This window comes from Peribacillus sp. P4_C12 (assembly GCF_056402095.1).
The window spans coordinates 198,217-220,975 of sequence record NZ_JBFUIB010000001.1; the positions used below are offsets into that span (position 1 = coordinate 198,217).

Consider the following 22,759-nt stretch of genomic DNA (forward strand, 5'->3'; position numbering starts at 1 on the left):
AGCTCAGCGATATTAAATTTTTTTCTCGTTAAGTAAAATCAGTTATTCTCTTATGCATCTCGCTATTCTGTGTATTAAAAGAAGCTCCAAATTCTTAGAGATAAAAAGTTAATTAAGTACTCCTAACCTGGGGTGATGATGAATTTTATCAGAAAAATACAGTTTGCTATTCAAATAGATTTACAGAAAATGAAGAAGCATATTTATGATTGCTATTACACTAAATATCACAATGTACAATGTCGCAAGAGCCATAGTTGATGTCAAAGTAAAATTGTTGTGACTAATAAATGGGTCAATATTAATATAAAAATCTTTTGAATATCAATCTAGAGGTTGGTAAAGAAATGAGGATGAACTAGAATGAGAAGTTTGAAGTATCTTTTTATTGCTTTCTTTATCATTTTTTCTACATTACTTGCACATGAAGCAGAGGCAGCCGAAGAGTATACATCGATGAAAGTGAAACTGGAAAATTTCTTAGGAAACCAAACAAGTGTTACACTAACGGCAACAGGGGACTATCAAACTTCTGATAAAGAGGTATTTATCAAGGCAGGTGAAGAGCTGACTGTGAAAGTAGAGTCAGGAAAACTCGTGGTGTACAAAAACTCCCAGAAGAAAGGGATATTTGCTTCCATTATGGTAACTCCGGTTAAACAAGATTCTTTACTTTCCATCAATAACCGTCCGTATCCTGGTTCCTTGGAATTTACAGTTGAGGGCAGTTTTATTCGCCCTATCAATCATGTTTATATTGAAGATTATCTAAAGGGTGTGGTTCCAAGGGAAATGCCGGCATTATGGCATATCGAAGCAGTAAAAGCACAGGCAATTGCGGCCCGTACTTATGCACTTCGCTATCAATCTAAGGTGATTAATGATACGGTTTCTTACCAGGTATATGGAGGGGCTGATGGTCACTCCCACTCTAATTTAGCCGTTGAACAGACAACGGGTATGGTAATCAAGCATGAGGGGAAATTAATCGAAGCACTCTTTTCCTCGAGCAATGGCGGCATGACGGAATTAAATTCTAATGTTTGGACAAGTGGAGAGCCTCTTGCTTATTTGTCAATTAAAGAAGATTCATATGATCCGAAATTAAAATGGATGATAGCTCTGGATAAAAAGCAAATAGATTTAACGAATCTCGATGTATCAAAGCCGGAAGATTGGTGGACAAGCGTACAAGAAGAGGACAAAACGATTATTCCTAATCTGAAGAATTGGCTTCAAAATAATGGATATGCTAAAAAGGATATTAAAATAACGGAAATTCCCGTTCTAACCTTAACGGATAAAACATCTGGAGGCCGGGTTACGAAAGGTTCAATCCAGATGAACTTTTATGTGAAGGATCTTACTGATGATAAGGGGAAATTAGTAATGCAAAATGTCACCCTTACGAATGTCGAGGCTTCAAAAATCCGGGCCATGGTGGGACTGGGTAATATGAAGAGTTACCTAGTCGATAATTCAACATCAACGGATCCAGCCAAGATTAAAATTGATGGATTTGGATACGGCCATGGAGTTGGACTAAGTCAGTATGGAGCAAAACACAGAGCAGAAGCGGGTCAAACATATCAGGGGATTTTAGAATTTTATTATCCGAATACAAGTATAGTGAGGGAATATAGTAACGCTGCGGCTGGATCTGAAACTGATCCTGTTGTGAATAAAGATATAACGGCACCGAGAATCACGAGCGTGAAGGCTAAGGAAGATTATCTAAATAGTAAGGTCAACTTCACGTATGCTATTGATGAAGATGCTACCGTATCCCTCACGATTAAAGATAAAAATAGCAAGGTGATAGCCACCCCAATTAGTAGGAAATCTATGAAAAAGGGAAGTCAGGTGGTTGCCTGGAACACGAAAGCCGTAAGTAATGGAAACTACACAGCGGAAATTACCGCAACTGATAGAGACGGAAATAAAGGTACTGTAACACAAGCGTTTAAAGTAAATAAGGATATAACAGCACCGAATATCACGAGTATTGATACATCAGGAAATTACAGTACAGAAAAAGCAAGCATTACGTATACCATAAGCGAAGCAGCTAAAGTTACGGTGCAAGTCAAGAACAGTAAAGAAAAAGTGATAGCCACCCCGACCGATACGGCATCGCTGAAGAAAGGTAGTCAATCAGCTACCTGGAGCTTTAAAAATGTGTCCAACGGTACGTATACAGTGACGATCACTGCCAAGGATGCAAGTAATAATCAAAGAACGGTTTCAAAGAAAATCTCTATCAAGAAGACAACCGGAAAAGTGACGGCTAGCGTACTTAATATTAGAGAGAAAACAAATACATCCTCTAAAATCGTCGGAAAGCTAAAGAAAAACCAAACTGTGACGATTCTGGCCCAACAAGGAGATTGGTATAAAATAAAGAATGGAAGCCAAATCGGGTATGTTTCAAAAGAATATGTGAAAAAGTAACTACTTGAGACGCCATATTTAAACTATATGGCGTCTTTTTGAATAAGTTGGTTTTATAGTAGCGGATTCGAGGGATCTTAGCCAGTAGAGCGACAAATCTGACATTCAAAAAATTTACCTTTCAAAAAGTGGGTCGAAACATTCAATTTAAGGTCTGGAAAAAATCTGGACAAGGTTCTTAACACGATATAAACAGGATCTAATGTTACGATAGGCAAAGCAGAAATATTTATCCGCAGAATATCCCTTGAACTCCGAAAAAATCTATCTTTTGACACAGTAGAATATCTGAACAGAGGGATGAATAAATTCATTCCTCTTTTGTATGATGCTGGCCAGGTGTAAATGGTACACGGGCGGCTTTTGTGATGATTTGCGATATATCTGTATTATCAATGACTCCATCAAAGTATTCACTGCCTGGGCCCGTTGCAAAAACAGGAATCATATTGGCGGTATGTCCTCCTGTTGTACTGGCTGCTCGTACGCTGCGGTCAGCTACTCCTGCTTTATAATAGTTGGCAATTGTGCTTCCGATTTCCCAATCTATTTGATGCTGTGGATAGACAAGGGTTCTATTCTTTCTTACGTTATCAATGAATTGATGGACCTCTTTATTGGTAAGAGATATATGAGCATACTTTTTAAATACGGAAACGACACTTTCGGGATTGATTTCATTATTTTTATCGAAAGTAAGTTGCTTGGACATATATTCAGAAGAAACGTTGATCCTTTTCAATGCACTGATATCCATTGTTTCAGAAGCAGAGGTACCCATTGTTTCATGGTCTGCAAGCACTACAATAAGGGTATCATTTCTGTTCTTAGCCCAGTCTACAACCTGTTTTACAGTCTGATCAAATTCGATTGTTTCCTTCCATATCCCAGTGATATCCGCAGCATGCTCCGTATGGTCAATTCGTGCACCTTCAGTCATTAAAAAGAATCCATTATCACCCTTAGACAAAATTTCGATTGCTTTGGTTGTCATTTCGGGTAGTGATGGCTCCTGTGAATGAAATTCTTCTTTATCAAGCTTGAAATTCATATAAGTAGGGTGAAACAGTCCCAGAAGTTTTTCTGATTTTTGAACCGAATCAAGTTCTTGCTTATTAGCCGTAACCCTATAGCCAGCTTCTTTAAATTTAGCGACTAAATCTACACCATTTTGCTTATCCGCTCCGAAATAACTGGCTCCACCGCCAAGAATAACATCGATACGATTATCAAAGAGTTGTCTCGCGATATGTGCGCCACCTGTCCAGCGGTTTGATACACTGGCACCAAAAGCAGCAGGGGTGGCATCGACAACCATATTGGTTGAGATAATCCCGACTTTTTTTCCGCTCATTTGAAAGGCATCCAGTATACTGTCTACTTCAGAACCATTTGAATCTACACCGATTGATTCATTGTTGGTTTTGACACCTGTGGCAATCGCTGAACCCCCAGCAGCCGAGTCAGTGACAAAATTATTAGCGGAATAGGTACGCATCAGTGCGACATGCTCTAACTTTTCCAAATGTAAAATTCCTGTTTTTCCATATTCAAATTGCCTGGCAATGTCTATTGCACCCAACCCCATGCCATCACCAATTAACAAAATGACATTTTTCGGAGTGTTTTGCGCTTCTGCATGAATAGGAGATGCTAAGCCAATAAGGCAGAAGAGAACGAGTAGTCCAAATTGATAAGGTCGTCTAGGTTTATGAATGAATTTTTTAGTTGTCTTATTCATATGTAATCCTCCATTTGGTGTAAGTCTTTCTATTATTTGTTGAAATCCATAAAAAAACTCTTCCTTAATATCAGGAAGGGTTTAATCTTATATGTGGCTATATCTGCATGATTTGCATTTCATCCAGATTTGAACCAGATTACAGCCTGGGATAAAGCAGCGAAAATTCCTGTTACGAGGGTCTTACAAAAATCGAAAAAATCCTTTCACACTGCTATTTGCTATGGATAGGTAATTATTGATAAAAGTTCAATATATACCTATATATGATATAATTTCTCTAGATCTACAATTGATATTATAGGAGAGAAAATCCTATGTTAACTAGTATGAAGAAGATATTTAATGAGAGTTCTAAAGACTTAAAAAGAATTTATAAGTTTGTAGATAATGTGAATCAATTAGAGATTAAATATAAAAAATATTCGGATGATGAATTGAGAGGCATGAAGGATACATTTAAAAGTCTCCTTGCTTCTGGTAAAACCTTGATGGATATACAAGTTGATGCCTTTGCTGTGGTGCGGGAAGCAACCAGACGTGTATTGGGACTTCGGCACTATGATGTTCAGCTTATAGGAGGTTTTGTCTTAAATGAGGGAGCCATAGCTCAAATGAACACAGGTGAGGGTAAAACACTTGTTGCAGCCTTACCTAGCTATTTACACTCATTGGAAGGAAAAGGTGTTCATATTATCACGGCGAATGAGTATCTGGCATGCAGAGATAAAGAATTAATGGGCCAGGTTCATGAATTTCTTGGCTTGTCGGTTGGCTTGAATATTTCTAAAATGCAGCCTTCAGCAAAGCGTGAAGCCTATGCAGCAGATATTACATATGGAACGGGAACGGAATTTGGTTTTGATTACCTGCGTGATAATATGGTTTTTCGAAAAGAGGAAAAGGTGCAAAAGGGCCACCAATTTGCGATTGTCGATGAAATTGATAGCATCTTGATTGATGAAGCAAGAACGCCTTTAATCATTGCTGGAAAATCAAGTGATGGGGCAGAGCTTTTTCATATTACAGCACAGATCATGAAGACATTAAATGAGGATGAAGATTATGAGATTTCTAACGAATCGAAAGCGACCTTTTTAACAGATCAAGGTGCGGCCAGGATTGAAAAAGCATTTGGAGTCAATAATTTGTATGACTTAGAGCATCAGGAGTTATTGCATAATGTGTCACAGGCACTTAAAGCTCATGCCATTATGAAATTAGATGTGGACTATATCGTCAAGGATGGAGAGATTTCTTTGATCGATAAATTCACAGGCAGAGTGATGGAAGGACGTAGTTTTAGTGAAGGGCTTCAGCAGGCAATTGAAGCAAAAGAAGGCTTGGAAATTTCCGAAGAGAACGAAACACAGGCTACAATTACCATCCAAAATTATTTCCGTTTATATAACTCGCTTTCAGGGATGACTGGAAGTGCTATGCCTTCAAAGTCAGAATTTTGGGAAACATATCAGCTGCCTGTTATTGAAATTCCAACGAATAAGCCTATTCAGCGTTGTGATGAACCGGATTTAATTTTTAAAGATGAAATAAGTAAAATCAATAAAGTTGTTTCGGAAGTAAAACGAATTCATGGAGAAGGAAGGCCAATTCTAATAGGTACGACTTCCATTGAAAAATCGGAAGCACTGTCCGTTCATTTAGAGAGGGAAAGAATTCAACATCAGATCCTTAATGCAAAAACGGAAGAAGGCGAAGCAGGAATTATCGCCAACGCCGGGAAAAAAAATCAAGTTATGCTTGCTACGAACATGGCTGGAAGAGGAACGGATATTTTACTTGATGAAGAAGTTAAGGAATTAGGTGGTCTTCATATTATCGGAACGGAGCGTCACGAAAGCAATCGGATTGATATGCAGCTCCGTGGACGGTCCGGACGACAAGGGGACCCAGGCTCTACACAATTTATCATTTCCCTGGAAGATGAATTGTTTGATTACTATGATGAAGAAGAAATTGAACGATATATGAAGAAAGTCAAAACGGATGTAAATGGTATGGTGGTAGGTCCCGCTCCAGAAAAATTTGTAAAAAAGGTGCAGGAAACGATTCAGCATATGTATCAATCAAGCCGTAACCACTTATTGAAATTAGAACATGCATTAAATGAGCAAAGTAAAATTATTTATTCGATGAGAGATAGAATCTTGAATCTCAATCCTGACCAAATGTTCACCATTATTTTTGAATATATTGAGAAATACATCCGTCAACTCGTTTTGAAATATTATCCTGAATATATGGAACAACCAAATTTAAAGGCTTTTATTGAAGAGCTCTCCCTTGTATTTTTTGCATTAGATTGGCAGGAAATTGACGTGCAAAATTTAGATGGGTCTAAAGTGAAAGCTAAAGCACTGGCTGCATTTGACGAGATAAAACCCATGATCTTAACATTTCAGGACAATGTTGATTGGGTAAGTCAGCTTAGCGCCTTTATGCTACAACAAATAGATATGAACTGGATAAGCCATGTAGGTGAAATGAATAGAGTGAAGGAAGGCATTGGTTTAAATGCCTACGGTCAACAGGACCCTTATATGTTGTTTGAAAAAGAAGCACTTGATCAATTTGAACAGCTATTAGTCGAAATTGAGTCAGGCACCAGTACAAACTTTATGGAATTTTATAAAAACCAATTGGATGATGAAGAGGAAGAACTTGAAGAAAAGGAGGATGAGAAGTAATGGGCCTATTTGGAAGAGGTGAGAAGATAAAAGAAGCATTGCAGAGTAACAAGGTAACAATGGAAGATTCCGTATCAACTGTTGATGCTGCAATTAATACTTCCTTGGTTTTTCATGAGGAAGCGGATTTTTCCAAACAGGAAAGATATGTACTTCAGTTTCATCATCAACAGTTGTCTTTGTTAAAACCGAATCAAATTTCTATCTCAGAAGTTCGGTTATCAAGGTTTGAAGAAGATGTAATAATTATGGCTTTTATTCGTAATACATTAGATAAGGCTGTAAGCTTTGAATTAGTGGATTTATTGTTGCTGGATGAAAATGGACAAGTTCTGGCGAAGAAGTCCTTCGATTTGACGGAAATGGGAGAAATACCAGCCCTTTCATGTATGCCGTGGAGCTTTATGTTTGAAGAGGAAGATATTCTAGTGGAGTCGATACCAGACAAAGGTTGGAAGATAGCATTTGAACTAAAGAATCAGGAATCTATGGAGCATGCATTGGATTTGGCACCGATCTGGATAGAACAGCTTTCCGAAGCTCAACGAGAGAATTTACAGCGGCTTGTTACCGGACTGCCAAAGATCAATCAAGGTGAAGTTAATTTTATGGGACTAGAAGCTACTTTGAAAGAAAATAATCAATTAGCAGTCACCGTTTTGGTTCGTAATGGCAGTGATAAACAGATTAAAATTGAAAAACTACCATTGATTGTAGAGGATGCAGATGGAGACCAGGTTTGCCAAGGTGGATTTTCTCTTGAAGACTTTGAAGTGAAGGCGAATACAAGCAAGCCATGGACGTTTATTTTTCCGGGTGAACTAGTAACAAAGAAAAATCCCGATTTGACAAGTTGGAAAGTATACCCACCAATTTCTAAATAGTGAAGTTGAAAAGCCCTCATCTGTGATGAGGGCTTTTTGTGTATGAGAAATGAAGTCATTATTATTTTATGAGTGTATTAATTATCGGACTAGGAGCTATTTATTGGAGTCAAGAAAAAAATAGGATATTTATTTTACTTTGATTTCCATCAATCTTTACTATAGTACGATAATTAAATGGTAAAGAAGATGGGTTACTTACTTTTCCATAAATTGAAAATCAAGATTTAATTTCAAAATATTCTAACTATATCATGTGTGTATTTTCTCATAAATGGTAACGATAAGTAATATCTATAAGTAATCTTATGCAAGCAGGCTTCTTAAAGAGCTTGGAAATAATGAAGAGGAAAGTGGCGGTAGCATGAAGCATAACAACCGGCGATTGAAGGAGAGATTATTGGAGGTCTTATCTATATCCATCGTGGCCATACTTTTTATTTATACGAATGAAATGATGGATAATAATCTTTCTATCGGTATATTTACGATTATTCTCGGTGTCGCTGGATTTTTGGTCTATCTTAAAGAATGGATAACGAAAAGATTCATAAAGGGTACTATTTTTACAGTCTTTCTTCTTATAATTATGGCCTTTTTTCTTGGTGATATATGGTTTTACCGTTACTATTCAACACCTATCAATTCCTATATGTGGATGCAAAAAAGCAATCTAAATGGGCTGGGTGAAAGCATACTCAGTATGGTGGAAGTGAAGGACGCTGTCTTTCTACTAGTGGGCGTTCCGATTGCTGAATCATTTGCAAAGAAAATATACCCGCTCAAAGCTATGGCACTTGTACCGGCTGTATTATTTCTGATGATAGCGGGGCTGAAGCCAGTAAAAAATATTTTTATCGATCAGGTGGATATAACTCGACGTTATGAGGCGAATACCTTTTTGCGAAGTTGGGGTCCAATTGGTCATCATGTATTGGATACGTATGCCTTCTTTGTTGATTCGGGAAAGAATGAAATGTCTCCAGAAGAAAGGAGAACCGTTTCTAATTACTTCGATAAAAAGAACAAGCAGGATAGTACATATTCTGGCTCATTAGCAGGTAAGAATGTCATCATCATCCAAGTAGAATCATTACAGGCCTTTCCGTTATTCCAAAAGAGTTCGGGACAAGAAGTCACGCCATTTATGAATAAACTAGCAAAAGACGGTTTATTCTTCCCACATGTATATCCACAGACGGTATTTGGAAACTCATCAGACGGTGAGTTGATTGTGAATACTGGGTTATATCCTTTAAAGCAAGGGGCGACCTTTTTCCGATTTCCTTACAACGATTTTCCGAGTCTTGCTAAAGAATTAAAGAAGATAGATTACCAAAGCTATGCTTTCCATGGTGATGAAGAAAACTTTTGGAACCGGCAGCATGCATATCCTGCTCTAGGTTTTGATGACTATATCTCCATTGAGGATATGCAGCAGGATGAGATTATATCGATGGGCTTGAGCGATCGTAGTTTTTTTAAACAAGGCTATGATTATTTAAAAGATAAACAAAATCCCTATTACGCTTTTTTCGTGACATTGACGAGTCATGTCCCGTTTTCGCTACCAGCGGATCAGATAACATTGAAACCTGAAGTAGGAAAAGAGGGAAGCTACCTTACGAAATATTATGAAGCGTTACATTATACAGACTCGGCCATAGAGGAATTTGTAAAGAATTTGAAGGAAAATGAAAAATTGAAGGACAGCGTGATTGTTATTTACGGAGATCATGATGGCCTATTTGTAAAAGATAAACATGAAGTTGAAGGGTACTACGGAATTAAAATTAGCGATGAAGAATGGATTGAAAAGTATATGCCCATTCCAGTGATTATTTATCAGGAGGATATTCAAGGGCGTACGATTGATAAGGTGGCCGGGCAAGTCGATATTTTACCAACATTATATGATTTGCTTGGCATTCAAAGCTCTTCTTTCTTTGGAGAGAACATGCTTAATGGTGAAGAGGGAGAAGCTCTGATATTAAAAGGGGATTATGGTGCCCAAATGAAAATAAATGGAAAGGGGAGAGTAGAAGAGTTTTTACCGGAAGACCAAAAAGAAGTGGATATGAGTGACCAAGTTATCCGTTCCGATTATTTTAATCAAACGATTGATTAATAAAGTAAACCTTGATTTAAAGCATTTTTTGATATCAGAAAAAGAGGATGACTAATAATAGCCATCCTCTTTCTTTATAATCCAAGATGTGTTTTCACACGGTTTTGGGCTTCAAGTTTTGTTTCCTCGGAAACAATGTTATACCAAACTCCATCGACTTTCTGATTGTCACCTTCAAGTGTATATTGTTCAATATTTTTAAGTGAAGATTTGTAGTTTTTTTGAATACTTAACATTTCATTGAAACTTAAATTGGTTTCAACGTTCTTACCAAGGGCTTCAAATATATCGTCATAATTGGTAAGTGTGGACAGGCTTGATCCTTTTTTCATGACGGCTTGTATAACTTGACGCTGCCTCATTTGGCGACCATAATCACCGCGAGGATCTTCTTTACGGATTCGGGAATAAATTAAAGCCTCTTTACCATCCAAGTCTATAGTGCCTTTTTTAAAGCTATATCCTTTATAGGCAAGGTCCATATCATTATCTACCGTGACGCCACCCACAGCATTTACAATATCCTGAAAGCCTTCCATATTCATTTTGACGTAATAATCAATCGGAATATCTAAATAGGCCTCCACTGTGTTTATCGACATATTCACGCCACCATATGCATAGGCATGGTTCATTTTATCATTCGTACCTTTACCGATTATTTCTGTACGTGTATCACGGGGCAAACTCAATAATTCGATAGATTCTTGTTTAGGGTTAATGGTCATAACAATCATCGTATCTGAACGGCCTTTGTCATTTTTTCTTTCATCTACTCCAAGTATAAGCAGTGAAAAAGGGTCCTGACTTTTAAATTTGATATCATCTACACGTTTGTCCGTTTTATGCGCCGCACCCTGCATAGTATGAATCGCACCTGCCAAGGATTGATAAACAGAGGCCGCATAAGCGCCACCACCGATGAAAAGGATAAGAAGGGTAAACCCTATTATTTTAAACGTTTTTCGTTTCTTTTTCTTTTTTTTATGTTCGGATCTCATATTAATTCCTCCCTGAACCATTCCACTAAAATGGAAAAGTATGAAAAAGTACCTAGTTGGTATGTTTAACTATACCTGTTTTTTGTTAAGAATAGAATAGTTTCTTTTTGTACTTACAGTGTATTTTTACCTATTTCCATTCAAAAAATCGAAGGAGTCCTAGTAACAAGATTCCTTCGATTTCCTGTTAGTGGAATATTAGTGGGCGGCTGAGTCGCCCTCTATAGCTTCAGGAGCTGTATCTGAATCTCCTGGTTCTTCAATTGGTGGTTCAGGTTGTTCAGGCTCTTCTGGTTCTAGTTGCAGAAGTTCATCTTTAATGGCTTGCAGCATGTTCGACAAACTACGCTCTGTGTTTTTGTAAGAGTAAGTAGAAAATAATTTTTCATAATTTGAAATATTAGCTTTAACTTCATCGTAATTTCCATTATTTAAATCATTTTCCATTATTAATAATAGTTCATATCTGGCTAAGTCATAGCCAATGTTTTTCTTGCTAGTATTAGCTGGGGTGACATATTTGCCTGTGGCAATTTTTTGGACATCTTTACTGTACATTTTCTTGATTTTACTTTCAACTATTGTTATCTGATTTATCAAGTTATTATAGAGAGTAAGCGTTGTATCGTTTAAAGTTCCTGCAATTAAATAACCGGTAAGCTTCTTGTTAGCTGAGACGAGATCGTCTCCTGCCTTAATTCCATTCATGTAGGCTAGGGAGTTATCACGATAGATTTTGGTCTTTTTTAATGCAGCATTTGGTTTTGTCCGATATTTTGCAGGAAGCTTGGCAATTGCTTTCTCTTGTTTTTTTATCTCTTTAACCGTTTTGTCATACAGTGCCTTATGGGCGCTCGTAACCGTCAATTTGTTTTGAGAGTAATAGTTTTTCAACTTAGCCGCTGTATTATTGTACTCTTTAATATTCTTCGTTACTTTATCACTGGCTTCAGTATTGCGAGTATCAAATAGCTTGTAGCCTTCTTGTGCTGTATATAGACCAATGCTTGCGTTTTGACTCCAAATTTTAGAATAATTTTTAAGAGGTACATTAGTTTCTCCAACAGCTGGAGAAACTTCAATGGTGAAGGCTGGTTTCTTTTCTACTTTGTTAAACCAATCACCGAAACCGCCTCCGGTCGATCTTGGTTTAACAAGGCTGTAGCCGGTTATTTTATTTAATTTACTGGCATACTTATAATCCTGAGTATAGCGGCTCCCTGTTTGCTGATACTTCCAGAAAATAATTTGCCCGCTTGAATGGTAGGAAATCGTCATTTCTGGATCGATTTTTTCAACAAATGAAAGTACGGCTTTAGTTTCGGACGCTGTCGCCACTTTAGCGCCCTTGTAATTTTTATATGAGGGTGCTTTAGGGCTTTCGAGATTCTTCCAATTTGCATTATATTGTCTGTTTAAATCTACTCCCTTTGCATTGGCTTTCCAACGTTTAAAGTTTTTGCTGCCATTATTCATTTTAATGATTTTTGAATGGTCTTTTGCAGGGAAGTATTTCAGACCAAATTGTTGCAAGGTTACTCCATCCGGATTGACCATTGGTATAAACCAAATGGTTGTATTATTGAGGAGCTTTTTGACATCATAGCCGTTGATTTTGGTGCCGCTTTTATAGGCAGCTGCATATTTGTCTATCATATTCATCGTGAGATTGGTGGTAATCCATTCACGGGCATGGTGAGATCCATTAATGAAAACAGTAGAATCCCCTTTTCCAAGAGAAACAGCATATATATTCCGCCCGTATTCAGATTTTCCAATAACTTCTTTTTTGATGAAACCGGGATAAGCTTGTTCGAGCTTCTTAATATCGTTTAGCATCTTAGCGGTAGAGTATGTTTGATTCGGATTTACAATCGATGATTGTGCAAAAGTAGATTCTGTGAAAAGTGATAAAGACCCGCAGAGGATGACGAAAGAAAATAAAAATATACGAAATATTAACATGCTGTGCCCCATTTCGAGATAATAATAACCATAGATTAATATAGAAAATACATATTTTTGCATAAAATTACCAGACTCTTAAAATGGAGTCTGGTAAAAAACACTATAAACTTCTATAACCAATGATTCTACTTTTGAAGTAAGAGTTTGAAACGGTATTGATTTCTATTCCCTTACTTGAGGAGGCATGAATGAACTGTCCATCTCCTAGGTAAATACCCATATGACTAACGACTGCTCTATTCGAACCAGTCGCAAAAAAGATAAGATCACCAGACTTTGGTGAAGTAACTTTTTTTCCCATATCATAATAAGTGGAAGAGGAAAGCCTCGAAACTTTATAACCAGCTTTTTTAAACGTATAGTAAATAAATCCGCTACAGTCGAAACCTGAGGGGGAAGCGCCAGCCCACGAATAAGGGGAACCAATTAACTTTTTTGCTTCAGAAACGAGTGTGTCTACCTTATTACCGGAATGTGGTGCATCTACTTTTTCATTGCTTTGATCTGTAGAGTCTGTATTGGCTGATTTAACTAGTTTTAGTTTCTGGCCTATTCTGATTAAATCGGACTTTAACGAGTTTATTGATTTAAGTTCAGCGACAGTTAAGTTAGTCTTTTTGGAAATTTTTGAAAGTGTGTCACCTTTTACCACAACGTATGTACCCGAAAGTTTTGGGGGCGATGTAACATTTGATGGTTTGGAACTGCTAGGTAAATCAATAGTAGTTGTAGTAGTGGAACTAGATACGATAAGCTTAGCACCGGCATAAATTCTATCGGATTTTAGGTTATTTAACTTCTTTAACTCAGCAAGTGTAAGGTTATGTTTGTTTGCTATTCTAGTTAAAGTATCACCAGAAACAATGGTATAAGTGGTTTTCTTTGTTTTTTCTACGGAAACTGAAGCAGGCTTTGCTGTTGTGGTTGTAGTTGTTTTGGAGTTGGGTGTAATTAATTTTTGATTAATCTTCAATAGGTCTGTTTTTAAGTTATTAAGAAGTTTTAAGTCTTTCACCGTAGTATTATGTTTTTGAGCGATCTTGCTTAAGGTATCGCCGCTTTTAACTGTATAGGTACTGGCAAGGGCAGGAGAAACAAACGTCGATGATAGAATAGCTAATGTCGAAAATGCGACAACACTCTTTTTCACGGTTTTCCACCTCAAATATGTCTTTTTCCCTATTCTATCAAATGAAATGGTGAAAATTATATTACATTTTTGTTACAAGGGGAAGATAGTAGTATTTTACTGGTTTATACTGGTGGGATTTGAGTATTGTAATCTACAATATTTTCTATTTTATGAGTCTTTTTTCACATTTTGCAGATAATGAAGAATTGTGCGTATATGAAGTTCTACATTATAAATAAAAACGAAAAAAGGGTTCCTGGACGGTATCCTTTTTTTCGTTTATTGGAAGAAGCGACATACCAAATGGCGGTGGATTCTGAAATTTGGATTTTATACCAGATTGAAACTGGCAGAATTATTTTCTTCTATAGAATTTGCTACAACCATAAATTTCATTCCTATTTTAAATGTTTGTTTATTTGAACTGATTGTCGATGGTTTATTTACATAAAAAACCACTCCGTGTGTTAGGGAGTGGTTGAATTTATGAATTACACAGCTCTATTTTTATCGAAAATCAGAATTTCTCTAATGATTTTCTTATTTTGAATTGTGAAAAAGAAAATCTACTAACTTTTCACTTGAATTTCCAGTCGAGTATTGATTCCACTTTTGCTTAAAAGGCTCAATTTTTTCTATAGAATAATCAGCGTTCCGGATTTTTTCAATGAGCTCTTCATTGGTAGATACGACCGGTCCGGGCATGGAAGAGGAATAATCCTCCCAAAATCCGCGCTCTTTCTCATACTTTTCTAAGTCATAAGCAAAGAAAATCATTGGTTTTTCTAAATAAGAAAATTCAAATGGAATCGAAGAGTAATCCGTTATTAAAAGATCCGTACTAATTAGCAGTTGGTTCACATGAAAATCACTATTGACTGGATATACGAATCCGGGAAATTTATGTTGTAAATCATGTTCAGCTTTTACAGCCGGATGCAGTTTCAGCAATAACGCGTAATTTTCGCTTTGCAGTTCTTTGTAGATTAATTCTAAATCGAGTGCAATTTCCCCGGTCTTTAAGCCATCATTTCGAAATGTAGGAGCATATAATATGATTTTTTTATACTCGAGCTCAGGAAACATGGCTAACAACGCTCTACGTGAAGTTTTTTTAGATTCATCATTAAAGAAGAAATCAGTCCGAGGTATCCCGGTCCTAAGAATATGGGATTTCGGTAATTGAAAACTTTCCTGAAAAATTTCTGCCATTTTCTCGGAACCTGTTGTGACATAATCAAATTTTTGATATACCTCTAAAAATCTTTTTCTTGCTCCAGCAGAACGACTTTGAATCGAAGGATCCTTTGACCCGAATTGCTTAATGGCACCGGCTGCATGCCATACTTGGACACAAGTCACTGTCTTTTTAAATGTAACGGTTGAAAGAAAACCAAAATAATTATCAATGATAATCCATTTTGATGTAGCCAGGTGATAAATCGACCGAATCATGGCGATGATATTTTTCGTTTCAAACGGAAGGACGATGGTTTTTCCATCGTCCTTCACTTGTATATGATTGCTCGATTTCATTAAAAATACTTTTTGAACAGAAATATCCTGCTTGTCCATTTCTTCTGCAATGTACTGGCAATTGTCTCCGAAGGATGTGACAAAGGTTGTTTTATCAGTTAATGGAAAAAGTTTAAAGATAGAGAATAGGGCTTTAAAACAAAATAGATAAATCCCTATCGCAAATTCTTTAGCCATTTGTAACTTTTAAAAGGTCATCTTTAATTTGAGAAGTAGAGATGCCGATTGTTCTTGGCAGGTAGACGACGTCACAAACTTCAGTTAGTTCATCGAATTGACCTTTCCAGTCATCTCCCATGACAAAAATATCTACACCTTCACGAACGATATCTTCTCTTTTTTGTGCCCAATTGTCTTCGGGGATGACTTCGTCCACGTATCGGATTGATTCAAGAATCATTTTCCTATTTTCAAAGCTATGATAAGCTTTTTTATCTTTTAAAGCATTAAATTCATCCGTTGAAATAGCAACGATTAGATAATCTCCAAGGTCCTTGGCACGTTTTAATAGATTGATATGGCCCCAATGAAGCAAATCAAAGGTTCCATAAGTGATTACTTTCTTCATATATTTATTCCTCCTGTATACATATATTTATATATTTACTCTTTAGGATCGATGCGGTATACCTAGTGAAAAGACTTATTTGTAAATGATAAGTTTAGAAGTCTTAACAATTATAACAAAAAAGAATTACAAATGAACCACAAAAATTTTACAATATTGTTTAAAATATAATATCTTTTGTTGTTTCTTGGAAATAATATTACAATTTTCGCAAAAACTATTCTAGAATTTCTATTGGGTTTGTTAAGACGAACTTGATGCAACTGTGTTTGTTTGGCTTATAATATAGAAAAGCTTTTTTATTACTTATCTGAAAATAATATCAATTTGAATTTATGATAGTGAAATCCTATAATAATAATACTTAGTTTTGGTTTGCAATTGGGAGGAGAAGTTTCTTCCATATGGATAATTATGTATTTAAGAATAGAAAGACGATGAATGTGAGCTTAGATAATGGAGTTTACTACATTGAAGTTGCCATTAAGCAGAGTTTTTTAGAAGGAATAGAAGAGTACTCTTTTGTTTTAACAAATAGGTATAACGAAGATGATATCGTTAACTTGAATTTTATGAAAAAAAATCAAACAGATGTTTATTATTTGTTTGAGATTACATTTCCGTTTTGCACAAATATAAATAGATTTATCGATGATGAAATGTGGGATCTACATATTTTAAGAAAGATAGAAGATAACACAGAAATTAAGTCTAGAATCACTACTCGAGACCGCCAACTAAACTTTCATACCATTGTTCAGGAAGACCAGGGGAAAATGATCTATCCATTTGCAACAAAAAAAGGTAATCTTTCTTTTTATGCTAATGACTATTAACTTTTTTCCATGTTCGATGAACTGAATTTACAAAAGGATGGCATGCTCCAATTCTCTGGTTATTTTAACTATCCACCCTTATTTCAATTAGAAGGGTTCAAGTTCGGTCAGGTGAGCTTGCTCGTTAGAAATAACTTAACAGAAGATGAGCGGATTGTCCCAATCAAGAGTGTAGACCGCGATGATTTGGTAGAAAAGTATGCTGATAGCAATTTGCCAAAGAATATCGTTTTCAAAGGTGAAATTAATCTCTTGGATGAGATTGACTTCGATCAATCAAAGTACTTTATGTTTTATATAGTTCTTGATTACCAAATCAATGGTTCTCAGGAGCAACTTACCAGTTTGAGAATGAAATGCAGTTCACTTGAAAACCTTCCTAGCAAAAGCATTCTGAAGGTGAAACAAAAAAGGGTACAAGTGAAAGTTAAAGCCACAAAAATTTCGAAATCCTTGTCTCTTTCAGTCTCACGTTACAACTTCAAAACAGAGGTTGTTAAAGGCTTAAGAAAAAGATGGGTGAAAACCCGCAGAAGCAAGCGACTTAGAAAATGGTATAAGTCAGCTTTTGCAATTATAAGCTTGATTATTCCAGCCAATAAAAAATTGGCAGTATTCGAAAGTTACCATGGCAAGCAGTATAGTGACAGCCCAAGGGCCATATATGAATACATGAAAGAACATTATCCAGATTATAAATTAGTGTGGAGTGTCGACCGCGCCTCTATGAATTATTTTGCTCAAAAAGACGTTGAGTATGTTAGACGGTTTTCCATCCGATGGCTGTTGATCATGACGAGGGCGAAGTACTGGATAAACAATGTCCGCTTCCCGCTGTGGATTCCAAAGCCAAAACACACGATATATGTACAAACATGGCATGGCACGCCTCTAAAACGCCTTGCGATGGACATGGATGAAGTGCATAAGCCTGGAACGAATACAAACAAATATAAAAGGAATTTCTTGAGAGAAGCAAGCAACTGGGATTATCTAGTTTCGCCAAACGCTTATTCAACGGAGATTTTTGAGCGGGCGTTTCAATTTGATCGGAAGATGATTGAGTCAGGTTATCCGCGTAATGATTTCCTGCAAAACTCAAATAATGAAGAAACGATAAATGAGCTTAAAACAAATTCAATCTTCCTCTTGAAAAGAAGCTTATTCTGTATGCACCGACCTGGAGAGACAATCAGTTTTACAGGAAAGGGAAGTATAAGTTTAATTTGGAGCTGGACTTAGCAAGAATGCAGGAAGAACTTGGTGACTCCTATATTGTCATCATGAGAATGCATTATTTAGTGGCCCAAAATATGGATCTTACTGAATTTGAAGGCTTTGCCTACGATTTCTCCCACTTAGAAGACATTCGGGAACTGTATTTGATATCGGATATACTAGTAACAGATTATTCTTCCGTATTCTTCGATTATGCGAACTTAAGAAGGCCGATGATTTTCTTTACGTATGATATAGAAGACTATCGTGATAACTTAAGGGGCTTTTATTTTGATTTTAAAGAGAAGGCACCGGGTCTTTTGACCAAAGTGACAGAAGAACTTATTGAAGAGGTTAAAAATATCGAAAGAAAACAATTCCAGTTGAGTGAACGATTCGAAGAATTTTATCAGAAGTTTTGTTACTTAGAATGCGGTCAATCCGCTAATCGTGTTGTGGATGAAGTGTTTCTAAAGAAGACGATTCCTGTTAAGAAAGTGGTATCGAATGAGGATTATGAATATATCGGCTGTTTAACAGTCGGTTCTTTTTTGAAAGGAGAATCATATGGCATCAATAGTAACAAATGGGAAAGCATTGCTCACAAGCGCCTATAAATTCATTTTTGGCATAGCAGCGAAAGTGCTTCCGGTCGATAAAAAGCTTGTTATTTTTGAAAGTTTTTTAGGGAAGCAATACAGTTGTAATCCTCGTGCAATATATGAATACTTGCAGTGTCACCATTCTGAATATAAAATGTATTGGAGTGTAGATAAAAGGTATACTGCTCAATTTGATGAGGCAGGTATTCCTTATCTCAAACGTTTTTCACTTAGTTGGCTACTTAAAATGACACGCGCTCGTTACTGGGTAACGAACAGCAGGTTACCGCTTTGGATTCCAAAGCCGAATCACACGGTTTATTTGCAAACGTGGCATGGAACTCCTTTGAAGAAACTTGCCTCAGATATGAAGGAAGTTCATATGCCTGGAACGACAACGGAAAGTTATAAAGAAAATTTCCATGCCGAATCAAGTAAATGGGATTATTTAATTTCTCCGAATGCTTATTCAAGTGAAATTTTTGCTCGTGCCTTTCAAGTTGAACCTTCTAAAATACTGGAAACGGGTTATCCGCGTAATGATTTGCTGTACAATGGGAATAATCGTGATACAATCGACTCATTGAAACGGAAGTTGGGTATACCATTAGAGAAAAAGGTTATTTTATATGCCCCTACGTGGAGAGACGATGAGTTTTATAGCAAGGGAAAATATAAGTTTGAAATAAAACTGGATTTGGATCAAATGAAACAGGAATTAGGGGATGAGTATGTTATTTTGCTCCGTCTACATTATTTAATTTCTGAGAACTTGGATGTATCTGCTTATCAAGGTTTTGTCTACAATTTATCCAGCTATGAAGATATCAATCATTTGTATCTTATTTCAGATTTATTAATAACTGATTATTCATCAGTTTTCTTTGATTACGCAAATTTAAAGCGTCCGATGTTGTTCTATGTATATGATATTGAAAATTACAGGGACAGGCTTCGCGGGTTTTACTTTGATTTTGAAGCGATGGCACCAGGTTCGTTAGTAAAAACGTCTGATGAGGTCATTGATAGCATCAAGGCTATGGAGTTTGGAAATGTTGTAGGATCTAATCAATTTCATGAGAAGTTTTGTGCGCTCGAGGATGGCCATGCTTCGCGTCGTGTCGTAGAAAAAGTGTTTTTAGGAAGGTCTGTGTAATATATGAGTTCAGCTTTGACCGTTTTAAAAGAACAAATCAACAATTTTTATTTGATAAGACGTTTGTCTGCTTACGAGATGAAAAGCGCTAACAGCAGTAACTACCTAGGAATCCTGTGGGAAATCATCAATCCGATGATTCAAATTTCGATTTATTGGTTTGTATTCGGGTTTATAATGGTTAATCGTGGCGAGGAGTTCCTTCCATGGCTGATGGCAGGGATCGTTGTTTGGTTCTTTGTGAATCCGACAATAACCCAGACGTCTAAATCTGTCTATTCCCGGATGAATATGGTGTCCAAGATGAGTTTTCCAATGAGTGTTATTCCTTCTTATGTTATTTTTGCTAAGTTGTATCAACATCTCATGCTGCTTGGTATCATCATCATACTTTTAGCGTTTACGGGTGGTTATCTCCCGACGTTTTACATCATACAACTGCCTTACTATATTGTTGCGACAGTGGCTCTGTTATTTTCATTTGGATTAATTTCTTCCACCTTATCAACCATTATTCGTGATGTTCACAATATAATACTGTCTTTAATGAAAGTCTTGTTTTATTTAACACCAATCCTTTGGGTATTAGATGCTAAAGATCATCCAGTAATCGTTAATATCATGAAGCTAAATCCTCTATATTATATTGTTGAAGGGTATCGAGCTTCGTTATTGGGGGAATCATGGTACCTAATAGTGAATTGGGAATATACGCTTTATTTCTGGGCAGTCGTAATCGTCTTATTTTTGATAGGTTCCTCGCTGCATGTTAGATTTAGAGATCGCTTTGTTGACTTTAAGTAAACTGGAAGTGAGAATAGATGGAAAAATCGGTAGTTGTCAAAAACGTAACGAAAAAATATAAATTATATAATAAAAACTCAGAAAAATTGATGGATCTTCTTTTGCCTAAAAGCTATGGAGAAGAGTATTATGCCCTTAGAAATGTAAGCTTTGAAGCGGAAAAGGGAGATGTAATCGGATTTGTCGGGGTCAATGGTTCCGGGAAATCCACATTGTCCAACATTATTGCTGGTATTATCCCGCCCACGGATGGAAATGTCCAAGCTAACGGGAAAACAGCATTAATCGCTGTTTCATCAGGTCTTAACAATCAATTGACAGGTAGAGAAAATATCGAATTGAAAATGTTGATGCTCGGATTCGATAAAAAGCAGATTCGCGAACTAGAACCTGAAATCATTGAGTTTTCAGAGCTTGGTAAGTTCATTAACCAACCGGTGAAATCTTATTCAAGCGGGATGAAGTCAAGGCTTGGATTTGCCATTTCCGTTCATATCGATCCAGATATCCTGATTATTGATGAAGCCTTATCAGTTGGGGATAAAAACTTTGCTGAAAAGTGTTTAGAGAAGATGAATGAATTTAAGGAAAGAGGCAAAACGATGTTCTTCGTCAGCCATTCAATCGGTCAGATGAAGAAATTCTGTCAAAAGGCGTTATGGCTTGAATATGGAGAAGTAAAAGCGTACGGCCCCATCGAGGAAGTTATGCCGCAATATGAAGCATTCTTGAAAGAATATAAAGCAATGTCTAAAAAAGAACAGAAAAAATACCGCGAAGATCAAATGAACAAGCGTAGTTCTACAACGGTATAAAAGTGACAGGCAGACTCAAGTATTGGGTCTGCCTGTTTTTGAATTCAGCACTTCTTGGTAAGCCTTCTCAAACCGCTCGGCTGCGGCTAGATGTGAATACTCATTTTCAATTTTATATCTTGCCTTTTCGGCTAGTTTTGCAGCTCGTATTGGGTCACTAAGCAGAGAAGAGATGGCTTGAGATAGTGCTTTGATGTTTTTCTCCTCCACGAGCAAACCATCTTCTCCATCAGAGAGAATTTCCTTGAGGCCTCCGACTGCACTTGCAATAACAGGTGAGCCGGAACTCATCGCTTCTAACGCAGATATGGAGGTCGCTTCTTCTACCCCATGAGAATGAACGCTTGGGATGAGTACGATATCTGAAGCACCATACAGGTTTTGCATTTTTTCGAAAGGCACTGAACCTAGGAATAGTACTGAATCTGTTAATTTGAGCTTGGCTATCGTTTCTTCAAGTTGGGCTTGCTGTTCTCCTGTCCCGGCATAGACTAATACAGTGTCATGATGATTTTTCAGTACCTCGGGAAGAGCCTTTATCGGATAAATAACGCCGTTTTTTTCTGTCATTCTTCTAGGAACAAAGAGCATCTTTTTATGTAAGGGGATTTGAAAGACTTGTCGAGTTTCATTCCGGTCGGTGGTTTCGGGTTTGAAAGCAGCCACGTCAATGAAATTCTTAATTGTTTCCGCTTCGATATGTGCTAAATGTTTAATATAGTCTTTAATTCGGCGATCGACGGTCACGACTTTTGCAACAGACTGATAGGCTTTTCTTTCAAAATCACGAATGATTAAATCTTCCATACTGTCAGGGGAAATGGCCCCCCTGCTAACCGCCTCAAATGAATAATACCCATGGACTGTTTCCACCGTTGGGATTCCTGATTCAATGGAGGCAAGCGTTGCGAAAATATCCTGTGCATTAATGACATCATACTTTTTTTTCAAACTTTTAATAGAAGAGGTCAATAACTTCAGACGTTGTCTGTCATTGAACAGCTGCCCGCTCCCGTGTTTTACTTTATTTAATAAAAAACCTGGAGCCTGGGCGAGCAACTTTTTCTTGAATGAGGGTAATTGTGAGAAAGATAAAATGTCCACGCTATGACCTCGTGACTTCAATCCCTTTTTTAATGTGGTGATATGACTTGATAGACCCCCTTCATGAGGGTAGGAAAATATCGTTGTAATTAAAATATTCATATCCG

14 protein-coding genes and 2 pseudogenes are annotated in these 22,759 nt (G+C 36.8%); 9 read left to right on the top strand and 7 right to left on the bottom strand.

Annotated features, from left to right (window positions below):
- Positions 1-363: 363 nt before the first annotated feature.
- Positions 364-2,451 carry a SpoIID/LytB domain-containing protein gene (locus AC1DUW_RS00955; RefSeq protein ID WP_477641812.1) on the top strand — a complete coding sequence of 696 codons (2,088 nt, stop codon included), beginning with the start codon at positions 364-366 and terminating at the stop codon, positions 2,449-2,451.
- Positions 2,452-2,761: 310 nt separating this feature from the next.
- Here AC1DUW_RS00955 and AC1DUW_RS00960 read toward each other — a convergent pair whose 3' ends face one another.
- Positions 2,762-4,192 (bottom strand): alkaline phosphatase, encoded by a 1,431-nt coding sequence (locus AC1DUW_RS00960; RefSeq protein WP_053348533.1) that lies wholly within the window; start codon positions 4,190-4,192, stop codon positions 2,762-2,764.
- 317 nt (positions 4,193-4,509) lie between these two features.
- Here AC1DUW_RS00960 and secA2 point away from each other — a divergent pair, with 317 nt between their 5' ends.
- From secA2 to AC1DUW_RS00975, 3 genes are all read left to right on the top strand, one after another.
- Positions 4,510-6,900: an accessory Sec system translocase SecA2 gene (gene secA2, locus AC1DUW_RS00965; protein WP_477641813.1), complete on the top strand. Its 2,391-nt coding sequence runs from the start codon at positions 4,510-4,512 to the stop codon at positions 6,898-6,900.
- Positions 6,900-7,784 carry an accessory Sec system S-layer assembly protein gene (locus AC1DUW_RS00970; protein ID WP_053348535.1) on the top strand — a complete coding sequence of 295 codons (885 nt, stop codon included), beginning with the start codon at positions 6,900-6,902 and terminating at the stop codon, positions 7,782-7,784. Before secA2 ends, AC1DUW_RS00970 begins: the two co-directional genes overlap by 1 nt.
- A gap of 364 nt (positions 7,785-8,148) precedes the next feature.
- The gene (locus AC1DUW_RS00975; protein ID WP_477641814.1) at positions 8,149-9,912 is read left to right on the top strand and encodes an LTA synthase family protein; all 1,764 of its coding nucleotides are present in this window, start codon (positions 8,149-8,151) and stop codon (positions 9,910-9,912) included.
- Between the two features lie 74 nt (positions 9,913-9,986).
- Here the strand turns inward: AC1DUW_RS00975 and AC1DUW_RS00980 are convergent, their stop codons facing one another.
- The 5 genes from AC1DUW_RS00980 to tagD form a co-directional block, all read right to left on the bottom strand.
- The gene (locus tag AC1DUW_RS00980; protein ID WP_477641815.1) at positions 9,987-10,913 is read right to left on the bottom strand and encodes an LCP family glycopolymer transferase; all 927 of its coding nucleotides are present in this window, start codon (positions 10,911-10,913) and stop codon (positions 9,987-9,989) included.
- A gap of 198 nt (positions 10,914-11,111) precedes the next feature.
- On the bottom strand, positions 11,112-12,878 hold the full coding sequence (locus AC1DUW_RS00985; RefSeq protein ID WP_477641816.1) for a M14 family zinc carboxypeptidase: 1,767 nt from the start codon (positions 12,876-12,878) through the stop codon (positions 11,112-11,114).
- Between the two features lie 103 nt (positions 12,879-12,981).
- On the bottom strand, positions 12,982-14,031 hold the full coding sequence (locus AC1DUW_RS00990; RefSeq protein WP_379146303.1) for a C40 family peptidase: 1,050 nt from the start codon (positions 14,029-14,031) through the stop codon (positions 12,982-12,984).
- A gap of 522 nt (positions 14,032-14,553) precedes the next feature.
- Positions 14,554-15,726, bottom strand: a complete 1,173-nt coding sequence (locus AC1DUW_RS00995) for a CDP-glycerol glycerophosphotransferase family protein (protein WP_053348540.1) — start codon at positions 15,724-15,726, stop codon at positions 14,554-14,556.
- Complete coding sequence (gene tagD, locus AC1DUW_RS01000) at positions 15,719-16,117, bottom strand: glycerol-3-phosphate cytidylyltransferase (RefSeq protein ID WP_053348541.1); 399 nt, start codon at positions 16,115-16,117, stop codon at positions 15,719-15,721. The genes AC1DUW_RS00995 and tagD overlap by 8 nt, the downstream gene beginning before the upstream one ends.
- A gap of 404 nt (positions 16,118-16,521) precedes the next feature.
- On the opposite strand from tagD, the gene AC1DUW_RS01005 reads away from it, so the two are divergent.
- The 5 genes and pseudogenes from AC1DUW_RS01005 to tagH all read left to right on the top strand — a co-directional run bounded on the left by AC1DUW_RS01005 (position 16,522) and on the right by tagH (position 21,548).
- Positions 16,522-16,953 (top strand): hypothetical protein, encoded by a 432-nt coding sequence (locus AC1DUW_RS01005; RefSeq protein WP_477641817.1) that lies wholly within the window; start codon positions 16,522-16,524, stop codon positions 16,951-16,953.
- Between the two features lie 387 nt (positions 16,954-17,340).
- A pseudogene (locus tag AC1DUW_RS01010) lies at positions 17,341-18,641 on the top strand (CDP-glycerol glycerophosphotransferase family protein); the annotation flags it as partial.
- A gap of 127 nt (positions 18,642-18,768) precedes the next feature.
- Positions 18,769-19,929: pseudogene (locus AC1DUW_RS01015) on the top strand (CDP-glycerol glycerophosphotransferase family protein); the annotation flags it as partial.
- A gap of 3 nt (positions 19,930-19,932) precedes the next feature.
- A complete protein-coding gene (locus AC1DUW_RS01020; protein ID WP_477641818.1) occupies positions 19,933-20,733 on the top strand; it encodes an ABC transporter permease in 801 nt (266 codons plus the stop codon).
- 17 nt (positions 20,734-20,750) lie between these two features.
- On the top strand, positions 20,751-21,548 hold the full coding sequence (gene tagH / locus AC1DUW_RS01025) for a teichoic acids export ABC transporter ATP-binding subunit TagH (protein ID WP_053348544.1): 798 nt from the start codon (positions 20,751-20,753) through the stop codon (positions 21,546-21,548).
- 15 nt (positions 21,549-21,563) lie between these two features.
- On the opposite strand, the gene AC1DUW_RS01030 is transcribed toward tagH, so the two are convergent.
- Positions 21,564-22,754 (bottom strand): glycosyltransferase family 4 protein, encoded by a 1,191-nt coding sequence (locus tag AC1DUW_RS01030; protein WP_477641819.1) that lies wholly within the window; start codon positions 22,752-22,754, stop codon positions 21,564-21,566.
- Between the last annotated feature and the right edge of the window lie 5 nt (positions 22,755-22,759).